The 10367-nt window shown below is 67.8% G+C and carries 6 protein-coding genes and 1 pseudogene; 4 read left to right on the top strand and 3 right to left on the bottom strand.

What is annotated here, in order from left to right; genetic code table 11:
* The first annotated feature begins 737 nt into the window (after nt 1–737).
* Entirely contained in the window at nt 738–1124 is a 387-nt protein-coding gene (locus tag ACFY2Z_RS41250) for a hypothetical protein (RefSeq protein ID WP_390749133.1), read from the top strand.
* A gap of 437 nt (nt 1125–1561) precedes the next feature.
* Here the strand turns inward: ACFY2Z_RS41250 and ACFY2Z_RS41245 are convergent, their stop codons facing one another.
* Both ACFY2Z_RS41245 and ACFY2Z_RS41240 read right to left on the bottom strand, forming a co-directional pair.
* Complete coding sequence (locus tag ACFY2Z_RS41245; protein ID WP_390749132.1) at nt 1562–2686, bottom strand: PP2C family protein-serine/threonine phosphatase; 1125 nt, start codon at nt 2684–2686, stop codon at nt 1562–1564.
* Nucleotides 2687–3179: 493 nt separating this feature from the next.
* Nucleotides 3180–3815 carry a TetR/AcrR family transcriptional regulator gene (locus ACFY2Z_RS41240; RefSeq protein WP_390749131.1) on the bottom strand — a complete coding sequence of 212 codons (636 nt, stop codon included), beginning with the start codon at nt 3813–3815 and terminating at the stop codon, nt 3180–3182.
* Nucleotides 3816–4129: 314 nt separating this feature from the next.
* Between ACFY2Z_RS41240 and ACFY2Z_RS41235 the strand changes: the two genes are divergently transcribed.
* Nucleotides 4130–6586, top strand: a complete 2457-nt coding sequence (locus ACFY2Z_RS41235; RefSeq protein WP_390749130.1) for a SpoIIE family protein phosphatase — start codon at nt 4130–4132, stop codon at nt 6584–6586.
* A gap of 229 nt (nt 6587–6815) precedes the next feature.
* Nucleotides 6816–9113: a SpoIIE family protein phosphatase gene (locus ACFY2Z_RS41230; protein WP_390749129.1), complete on the top strand. Its 2298-nt coding sequence runs from the start codon at nt 6816–6818 to the stop codon at nt 9111–9113.
* 58 nt (nt 9114–9171) lie between these two features.
* Here the strand turns inward: ACFY2Z_RS41230 and ACFY2Z_RS41225 are convergent, their stop codons facing one another.
* The gene (locus tag ACFY2Z_RS41225) at nt 9172–9879 is read right to left on the bottom strand and encodes a hypothetical protein (RefSeq protein ID WP_390749128.1); all 708 of its coding nucleotides are present in this window, start codon (nt 9877–9879) and stop codon (nt 9172–9174) included.
* Nucleotides 9880–9996: 117 nt separating this feature from the next.
* Between ACFY2Z_RS41225 and ACFY2Z_RS41220 the strand changes: the two are divergent.
* Nucleotides 9997–10249 (top strand): annotated as a pseudogene (locus ACFY2Z_RS41220) (transposase); the annotation flags it as partial.
* Nucleotides 10250–10367 lie beyond the last annotated feature (118 nt).

Below are 10367 nucleotides of genomic sequence, written 5' to 3'. Positions count from 1 at the left end.
TCGCAGCGGCCTTCCCGGCCTCGGTGTCACTCGTCACGTCAGTCATCAACTGTCGCTTCCTGCTCTGGAGTTACACCACTCACCGTACAGACCCCCCCTCCGTTCTTTGTGGTCACCTGGGGCCAGGGTAAAAGGGATCTTGCGGCGGACGTTCGTGGCGAGCCCGCGCAGGCTCAAGAGTCGGGAATTGCAGTGACCGATCGTAGGGACTGTCGTCTCTCCGGCTGAGCGGGATCCGAGGCCACCGCTTTGTCTTGAGACCCATGGGTGACCCCGTTTCCGAAACGGCGGTCGACATGTCCCGTGGGTCGTCCGGACGAGTGACGGATGAGGGCTGTGTGCGTACCGCTTCGATAGGTGCGCCCGATGGGACGGCTCATGCGCCACGTCACTCGCTGGGTCGCGTTCGGCGTGCGCTGTGGGCGCCTGAGTGCCAGCGTGGTCTGCACGAGCGAAGCTGATCGAGACGGATGTCCTTTGATGACGAAGCCAGTCGGAGTCAGCGCCTCTGACCTGGGACGACTGGGTGGCTGTCAAACAGCCCATCTCGGTGAGCGCACGGTGTGGCGGCGCGGTGGTCATCCGACACCAGTTACGGGGTAGTGACAATCGAGGGTCAACTTCTTGGCGCGCCAGTCTCTCTTATTCGATGAAAGCGCATCAATTAGTTAGCTTTGAATCCTAGTTGATGCAAAGGGAGCGAAGAGATCCAAGGAGAACCGAGCATGAAGCTTGGTATGAAGCGGCTCGTGGCGGTCGGCGCGCTGGGTGTGACCTCAGCAGTGCTGGCGGCATCCCCTGCGTTCGCGAAGAGCGACATCTCGATTCAGGCGACCCCCCACACCGCGCATGCCGGCCACGTGGTGAAGGTGCACGGCCAGGGTGATGACGACGCCGAGCAGTACACCGTGCTCGTCATACAGGAGCGGTCCGGCAAACCCGGCCACTGGGGCCGCTGGCAGGCCGTCGCACGGAGCTTCAACGGCGATGCACGCGCAAGCGTCAGGACCACGCATACGGGTGAGCTGCAGTTCCGTTCAGTTCTGTACTCGACCGACAAGCACCACCAGCACGCGAAGACGGATCGCACCTCCATGCCAGTGACCGTCCGCGTCGTCCGCTGACCGACGCAAGGGCACCGCACGCTGATCGACCGGCTTCACCGGAACGACACGGCCGTTCCGGTGAAGCCGGCACCGCTCCCCGCCCGCCCACGGCGTCCGGACTGGCTTGATTGGGGGCATCCGCGTACGACACCTCGCCGTACGGCCCATCGATGTCACCGTGAAGTGCTGTCATCCCAAGCTCAGACACCCGAACCGGGGACCTGGTGTGGGGCTGCCGGGAAACTCGCCTGGTGGGCGACGCGAGCGAGGTCTCCCGCCAGGCCGTGCTGCGCCGGGGCTTCGTACTGGAGTACGTGACCTTGCCCCGGAACGTGGCGGCATCGTGGCGCTGGCCGTGGCGGCGGTTGCGGCTAGGGCGGTGGCGCCGGCCGGTACGGCCTGGATTCCCTGGTCGAGATAGGCGCCTGCACTCGACCCGATCTCCGTCCGGTATCTCAGACCACCCCCTCCGCTGAGTCGGCATGAAGGCGCACCGCGAGGGCTGCGACGTCGTCGTCGAGTCCGCCACCGCTGTGGTGGAGGAGATCCCGATGAAGCGTGTCGAGCAGTTCCCTGGGGTCAGCTGAGGTCTGGCGACGCATCCAGTCCTGCAACGGAAAGAACTCGCCTCTGCCGTTCCGGCTCTCGATGACGCCGTCGGTGTAGAAGAGCAACTGGTCACCGGAGGAACAGACGATCGTGTCGGTGATGTAGTCGGTGCCGATGAGTGCCGCAAGGTTGAGCATGGGCGAGGGGGCGGTGGGGTTCAGTACATGGAGATTGCCGTGATGCAGGAGCAGTGGGGGAGGATGTCCGCAGTTGAGGAGCTTGATGCGACCGCCCTGGTGCGGGAACTCGGCGAGCGCCACGGTGGTGAACTGCTCCAGTACTTCCCCGGTGGGCAGGGTGCAGCTGTGCCGGGTGCTGCTCACATCCAGGCGGTGGACGATGCCCTCCAGGGTCGGTTCGTCGTATGCGGCTTCCCGGAAGCAGTTGACCACCGCCGCAGCCGCTCCTACTGCGGGCAGGCCTTTGCCCCGAACGTCGCCGATGATCAGTCGCACGCCGTACGGCGTGGAGACGGCTTCGTAGAAGTCCCCGCCGATGCGGGCCTGCGCGGCCGCTGCGACGTACATCGACTCGATTTCGATGCAACCGACCCGGCGAGGCAAGGGGCGCAAGAGGACTTTCTGTGCCGCTTCCGCAACCAGGCGGAGCTGGACGAACGCCTGTTCCCTCTGGATGCGGACACGAGACGCGTACGCCGCGGCCCCGGTGACCGCGGCAATGGCACCCACGGTGAACCAGGTACCTAGATCGGGGTAGACAAGGCTTAACCCGATCATGATCGCAACGCAGACCGCTCCCAGCGCAACGGTGGGCAGCACGGGCCAGACGGACGCCGCGAGGGCGGGTGCGGCGGTCAGGAGGCGGCTAAAAGCGATCTTTCTCGGAGTGGAGAACGCCAGGCTCGCGATGACCACGGTCAAGATCACCGGTGACAGCAGGGCAAGACTCCACCGTCCACGAAAAGGACGACGAGGCCACATCCACCCAGTCCGGAGCACGAAAGAGAGCATATAAGCACAAACCGGGTGTAGTGGAATTTGGACGCGCCGCCGAAGTCGGCCGACGAGCGACAGGGCCGGGGCCTGCCTCGTGCGCCGACCCGAGCAGCTGGACCACCTGCGCCGCGGACCCGGCCTGCTGCCACGAGCGGTGGAGGAACACGTGAGCGACCGCAGGTCCGCTCGCCGCCAGGGACGTCGCTGCCACGCCTGCCCAGGGGGCTCCTCCGTCATCCTTGTGCTGACCTTGGACAACCGCGACCCCGGGCGGTTCCACGAGCCCGGCCGGTACCGGTTCGGCCCCATCCGCCCGAACGATCAGCACCTCGGCTTCGGCAGCGGCATCCGCCTCTGTCACGGCACACCCTGGCCCGCATCGAGGCCCGGGCCGCGCTCGGCGCGCCGATCCCTCGCCTCGGCATGGCGCGCCCGGTCCAGGACCCGCCTCCTACCGCCACAATGCCATGCTGCGCGACTGTGAAGCCGCATGGACCCGGCGCCCTCCTCAGGCCGCGGCAGGAAGTGGGCGTCGGGCGATGTCGCGGGCATCGTCCGCGGAGAGTCCGAGCATGTGCAGGAGCATCTCGGCCATGCTGTCCGAGGCCTGGCCGTGGTCCACGTCGGGATGGGTGAACCAGAGCTCCAGCAGCGCCAGCATGCTGCCGTTCAACGCGACCAGAACGACGACCGGGTCGATCACGGTGAAGCGGCCCGAGGCCATCCCCTGCTCCACATCGTGCCTCGCACGCGGAGCGAGTCCGCGGCCGGCGCATATGCGGCCGAGCCCGCTGTGGCGCAGGATGCGCATGATCTCAGGGTGTGCCCCAGCCATGCGGGCGCTGAGCCGCACGCCGCCGGCGAGGCGCTCGGCGGGATCGTCGAGGCCGTGCAGCCGTTCCTCGATGGCCTGGGTGTATTCCCCCAGCGCATCGGCCACAGCCGCGTCGAACAGGTCCGGCTTGCCCGTGAAGTGGTTGTAGAAGGAGCCGAAGCCCACGTCGGCGAGCTCCGCGATGGTCCGAATGCTCACGCTGGTGTCGCCGGACTCGGCCAGGATCGTCCGTGCGGCGTGGACGAGTGCCTGCCGGGTCTCGGCCCGACGGCGTTCGAAGCGATTCCTGCGTGAGGCTGACATCGGCATACACCGCGATAAAAGAGCCAGTTCTGATGGATTAATCATCACACTGGAGGCATTGGTTGTCCACCCTGGACGCCGTCGACCCCCGCCAGGTCTCCGTCCGGGCGGGGGCCGCTGACCGCCACCTCATCGCCAATCTGATTATTTGATCAGTTTTGGGGGGCTTGACGGCAAAGCGGTCGTATCTGATTATTTCATCAGAAATGGACAAAGGGTTCCAACCTGCACCACTGGGATCACCGTCCACCACGGCTACAGGTCGGGCCGCCGCGCCCACATGCCGACGCTCTGTCACCTCCACGATGGGATGAACCCCAGTGCCGAACACCGACCACAGTCCACTCGCCGAGCCGGCGAGCCCCCGCGAGATACCCGATGCGGCCATAGCGATGACCGATGACGAGGGCACCGTGACGGGGTGGACGCAGGCCGCTGAGCAGCTTGTCGGCTACTCGGCCCGAGAGGTGGTGGGCCGGTCCGCCGCACATGTGCTGCCGCCCCCCGAGCACGCCGAGAGGGCTTCGGTGTTCGCCGAGCAGTGCCGCGCCCAGGGTGGCTGGTCCGGCACTGTGGCGATCCGCCATCGCGAGGGCCACACGCTCACCATGACGCTGCGGGTCTCGTTGCTGTTGGGGCAGGATGCCGGCACCCGGTGGCTGGTGTCCGTGACCGACATAGGCTCGCTGTCCTCGGGTGCGATCAACGGACCGGTACGGGAGTCGCTCCTTGCCCGGGCACCGATCGGCATCGTCGTTTATGACCCGCAGCTGCGCTGCGCCTGGGTGAACGACGCCATGCAGCGTCACGACGGCGTGCCCAGTGATCGACGGTTCGGGCTCCGTCTGAAGGACTCGCTGCCCGGTTTCGAGGCCGAGGCGCTGGAGGTGGTGATGCGGCAGGTGCTGCAGAGCGGCACCACCAGGGTCCACGAGTTCCGGGCGTGGCCGCCTGCCAACCGGCGCCGTGAGCACGCGTTCTCAGCCTCGTTCTTCTGCCTCCAGGGCGCCGACGGCACGCCCGTGGGCGTGTGCTGCATGGTCGTGGATGTCACCGGCAACCGGCGGGCACGCGAGCGCCTGGCCATCCTCAGCGAGGCCAGCACGCGCATCGGCAGCACCCTCGACGTCATGCAGACCGGGCAGGAACTGGCCGACCTCGCCGTGCCCCTGCTGGCCGATCACGCCCTCGTCGACCTGGTGGAGTCGGTGCCGTTCGGCCTGGAGCCCGCAGCGCGGACCGGCACGGCGAGCAGGCGCCGCCCGGTGCTGCGCCGGGCCGGTGTGGCCACCATCGACCCGGATGTCCCGACGCTGCCGTGGGTGCGCGAAGAGGTGATCCACCCTCTGCCGACCTCGGCGTTCGCCGCCGCCCTGCGCACGGGCACGTCTCACCTGGAACCGGTGCTGGACATCGATGGCCCCTGGGTCTACCACGACCCGGAACGGGCGCAGAAGGTCCGCAACAGCGGCGTCCACTCGTTGATGGTGGTACCCATCCGTGGGCGGCGCAGCGTGCTGGGCCTGGCGGTGTTCGCCCGCTCCGAGGAGCCGACGCCGTTCCAGGAGGACGACCTGCTCCTCGCCGAGGAGCTCGTCACCCGGGCCGCGCTCTGCCTGGAGAACGCTCTCCAGTACGCGCGCGAGCGCGCCGCGGCCCTCACCCTCCAACGCGACCTGCTGCCCCACCGTGTGCGCGGTGGCGCCGCCGTCGAGGTGGCCTCCCGCTACGTGCCGGCCGATATGGACCACGGCGTGGGGGGTGACTGGTTCGATGTGATCGAGCTGTCCGGCGCACGGGTGGCCCTCGTCGTCGGCGATGTGGTCGGACACGGCATCAACGCCGCGGCGACCATGGGCAGACTGCGCACCGCCGTGCGCACGCTCGCGGACCTTGACCTGCCCCCCGACGAACTGCTGGCGCACCTCGACGACACGGTCCGGCGGTTGAACGACGAGGACGCCGACGTTTCCGACGAGGTCCCTGCGGTGGTGGGCGCCACCTGTCTCTATGCCGTCTACGACCCGGTCACCCGGCGGTGCACGATGGCGCGGGCCGGGCATCCTCCGCCCCTGATCATCGACGTGGAGGGCCAGGTCACCATCCCCGACCTGCCCGCCGGAGCCCCACTCGGCCTCGGTCTCGGCCTGGTTCCCTTCCAGTCCGTCGAACTGGAACTGCCCGAGGCAAGTGTGCTCGCGTTCTACTCCGACGGCCTCGTCGAGTCCCGCGACGAGGACATCGACGTGGGCCTGCGCCGCCTGGGCGCCGCCCTGGCACAGCCGGGTTCATCCCTGGAGGACCTGTGCTCGCGAGCGATGGAGACCTTGTCGACTCAGGCACCGGCCGACGATGTCACCCTGCTCCTCGCGCGCACCCGCGCACTCCAACCTGCCCAGGTCGCCTCCTGGGACCTCCCCAATGAACTGGCCACCGTCGCGACCGCCCGACACCTGGCCGCCCGTCAGCTGACCGCATGGGGGCTGGAGCCGCTCGTGACGACCGTGGAGCTGATCGTCAGCGAACTGGTCACCAACGCCATCCGCCACTGCGACGGCCCGAGCCGCCTACGGCTCATCCGGCACCGGGTTTTGACGTGTGAAGTCTCCGACACCGACACCAACCACCCGCGCCCCCGCCATCCCCAGACCCTCGACGAGGACGGCCGCGGCCTCTTCCTCGTCGCTCAGCTGTCGAGCCGGTGTGGCTCGCGCTCCGGGGCGGACGGCAAGGTCGTCTGGGCCGAACAAGACCTGCCCCTCACAGCTGCTGCGTGATGCGCCGCCGACCCCGGCGACGACTGCGTCTTGATCACAAGCTGAAGGCGCCGACCCTTTCGTCGCCACAGACTCTCGCAGGGAAGTCCGAAAAATGAACATGAATGCAAACAACACTTCATCGAGCGCCTCTCCAAAGCCTCCGAGCGTCTGCGATCGCGCTCCCAGCGGAGCGGCCTGCGCTTTCGACGGCCTGGCAGCCGCCGTGCTCGACCATGGAGGCGCGGTGGTGCGATGGACCGGGACAGCAGCGGACCTGACGGGGTTCTCCTCCGAGGAGGTCTGCGGCCGCCCCGTGCAGGAACTGGTGGCCGACCTCTCGGAGAATCTGCGCGGCGCCTCGCAGATGCCGGCATCCGGCCAGGTACAGCTGCGGCACCAGAGCGGCAACACCATCGATGTCACCTTCCGGACCACAAGGTTGGAAGGCTCCACGGAGCTCCTCCTCCTGGCGGCACCTACCCACCACGTCACCCACCACGAGCAGGGCGCGTCGCTTCTGCGCGCACTGTCCTCACAGAACGGGATCACGATCGCTCTGCACGACACGGATCTGACCACCGTGCAAACGAACGCCACGCCGGACACTCTCGACGGCCCTCCAGTACAGCCCGACACTCGACTGTGTGATGTCCTGTGCGCCGAGGACGCCGAGAACCTCGAGGCAGTACTGCGCCAGGTGCTCGAGACGGGCGTCCCGGTGGTCCGCTGGCACCAGCAAGTGAGGTGGCGGCACGATCCGGCGCGACGGCACGCGCTGTCGCTGTCCGCCTTCCGTCTGGAGGACGCGCGAGGACACCCCACGGGGGTCGCAGCCCTGTACATCGACAGCACCGAGCAGTTGCGCGCTCGCCATCAGCTGGATCTCGCCCGCGAGGTGGCCGAGCAGGTAGGAGGGTCCCTGGATGTCGTGCGCACCGCGCAGGACCTTGCGGACGTACTCGCACCCGCTCTCGCGGATCTGGCCGCAGTCGTCCTCGCGCAGTCCGTGTTCGACGGTGACGAGCCCCCCAAGCGGCTGGGCGGTGGAGCGCTGCACCTGCGCAACGCGGCCCGAGCGCCGACCACCGCTGTGTGGCCCACCGGCATGAGGCGCGGCGAAGTCGTCCCACCACTTGCCGACCACCCCCTGCTGCGCAGCATCCAGCACGGCGAGACAGTCGTCTGCGGCCGTGACGACTTCGTCGCCCTGATCGGCGGCCCGCAGCTCGTCGACTATCTCCTCCCGAAAGGCGCCCATTCGGTGATGGTGGCACCGCTGCACGCCCGCGGCCTCACCCTCGGCGCGATCGTGGTCTGGCGCACCGGCCGATCCGACCCGTTCACCGAGGACGAGGCGGATCTCATGAGCCAGATCGCCTCACGGGGTGCGCTCGCCATCGACAACGCCCGCCGCTACACGCGCGAGCACCGGGCGGCCGTTGCGCTGCAGCAGCGCCTCCTTCCCCCGGCCACGACCGACACCCCGGCAGCCGAGACCGCCGGCGTCTACCTGCCCGCAGGCGGCGGAGCGGGCATCCGGGGCGACTGGTACGACGCCATCACTCTGCCCTCTCTCCGGCTGGCCCTCGTCGCCGGGGACGTGATCGGCCACGGCATGCCCGCATCCGCCACGATGGGCCGCCTGCGCGCCGCCATCCAGACCCTCGCCGACCTCGAGTTCGAACCGGACGAGCTGCTCACCCGGACCGCGGACCTGGTCCAGCGCCTCGTGGCCGAAGCTCCGCCCGACGACCACGACGTCGTCGGCGCCACCTGCCTGTACGCGGTCTACGACCCGGTCACCCAGCGCTGCGCCATGGCCAGTGCCGGGCACCCTCCACCCGTCCTGGTCCGGCCCGACGGAACCGCCGAAGCCGTCGGGATCCGCCCGGGGCCACCACTCGCCCTCAGCGGCATGCCGTACGAGACCACGACGATCGATCTGGAGCCGGGCAGCGTCCTCGCGCTCTGCACCGACGGCGTGGTCGAACGGCGCGGCCACGACATCGACCAAGGGATCCGGCGGCTGACGGAAGCGCTGGCCGCGTCCTGCCGTCCGGATCGCGCTCTGGACGCAACCGGCCGGGCTGTCCTCGCCGGCCTGGCGGACCAAGCCCCGCGCGACGACGCGACCCTGCTGCTGGCCCGCACCCGCGCCGTCCCGGCCAAGGACACCGCTCACTGGGAGATCCCGGCCGATCCGGCCGCCGTCTGCGAGGCCCGGCAATGGACTTCCCGTCAACTCACCAGGTGGGGGCTGGAGGACCTTCTGTTCACCACCGAACTCATCGTCAGCGAACTGGTGACGAACGCCATCCGCTACGGCCGCCCACCGGCGGAACTGCGCCTGATCCGCCATGACGTTCTGGTCTGCGAGGTCACCGACTCCAGCAGCAGCCAACCCCGCCTGCGGCGTGCCCAGACGACCGACGAGGGAGGACGCGGCCTCTTCCTCGTCGCTCAACTCGGCACGCGCTGGGGCTGCCGCCACGGCCAGAACCGCAAGACGATCTGGTCCGAACAGCTCATCCAGTGTCCCCGCTGACCGGTGGCCTTCTCGGTGCGGGTGTGTCAGGGATCGCGCTCGGGACCACGTTCCCGATCTACGGCTCCCTACCGGAGCTGCCCTCGTCGTTCGAAGAGTCTCGGCGCTTGGACTCGGTCCGGGCGGAATCGTCCGTCTCTCGGCCGTCCAGCAGTTCCAGAAGCGCGGCGTCGGCCTTCTGCCGGTCGTGCTTCGTCAGTTCAAGAGGTGCGTTGCTGTAGACGGTGTATCGGTCGGGATCGATGATGTTGGCGGCCCTCAAGGTGAACGTCAGAAGCGGGCGCCATCCCTTGCGGTGGCCGAGCCTCACCTGAATCTGCACCTTGTAGTCACGGGCCTCGGCAACGAATCCCGAAAACGGTGCCTCGAACTCGATGAAGAGTTGTTTCGCTTCTCTGCCGGCAACAGCGAATCCGGCCGGCAACCTCAGTTCCTCGTCGGACCCGGGTTCGAGACGAGAGGGCGAAGACTTCCACAGGAGCGGTAGATGAGAGGCGGACTCGTCAGGGAAGGTGAGCAGGAGATCCTGTACGACGATCGGCTTCGCGCCGGTGTTGTGAAGGACAAGCGGGAGCCGCAGGCAAGCCAGGGAGGGGTGGACAATCGCGGCAAAGGAATGAGGCTCCCACGACTTCAGGCGTCCTTGCCTGGCATTGATCCACCAAAAGGATGCGACGGTGAAGACCAATGCGCAGACCGATACAACGGTGGCGCCAGAAAGCGATGGGGACGCATTCTGTTCAGCAGCGGCCATCAGTAGATCCACAATTCCAGTGTGCCAGCCTCGGAGTGGGCACGCTAATACTCCAGCTGTAGATCGTGATCAAGGACGTCGTTGATCATCGTGACTTGTGTGGAGTAACCATGAGACGGTGGCCGCGGGTATGCGGGTGCCCGAGGCCACGCGGCGGTGGACCGGGAACTGTACGGTCCCGCGGCCTGGACCTGCGACCCCGACCGCTGCCGGGCGGCGGGGCTCGGCGAGGACATCGCCTTCGCCACCAAGCCCGAGCCTGCCCGCACGATGATCGAACGGTTCCTGGACGCCGGACACCGCGTCGGCCGGGTCGCCGGCGATGAGGTCTACGGGGGGCAACCCCAAGCTGCGCTCCGCCCTGGAGGAACGTGGCCTGGGGTCAGAACCTGCTCTCGGGTAAGAGTCCATGAGTGTCTTTTAGATGTCATGAGTGTTGTACGATCTTGTGCATGAACCTGACGGAATGGGCACGTGCGCAGGGAATTGCCCCGCGTACC

It is taken from the genome of Streptomyces sp. NPDC001222 (assembly GCF_042896945.1).
GTDB lineage: Bacteria > Actinomycetota > Actinomycetes > Streptomycetales > Streptomycetaceae > Streptomyces > Streptomyces gibsoniae.
The sequence above is the reverse complement of the archived record's forward strand: the minus strand, read 5'-3'. Positions and strand labels throughout refer to the sequence as shown.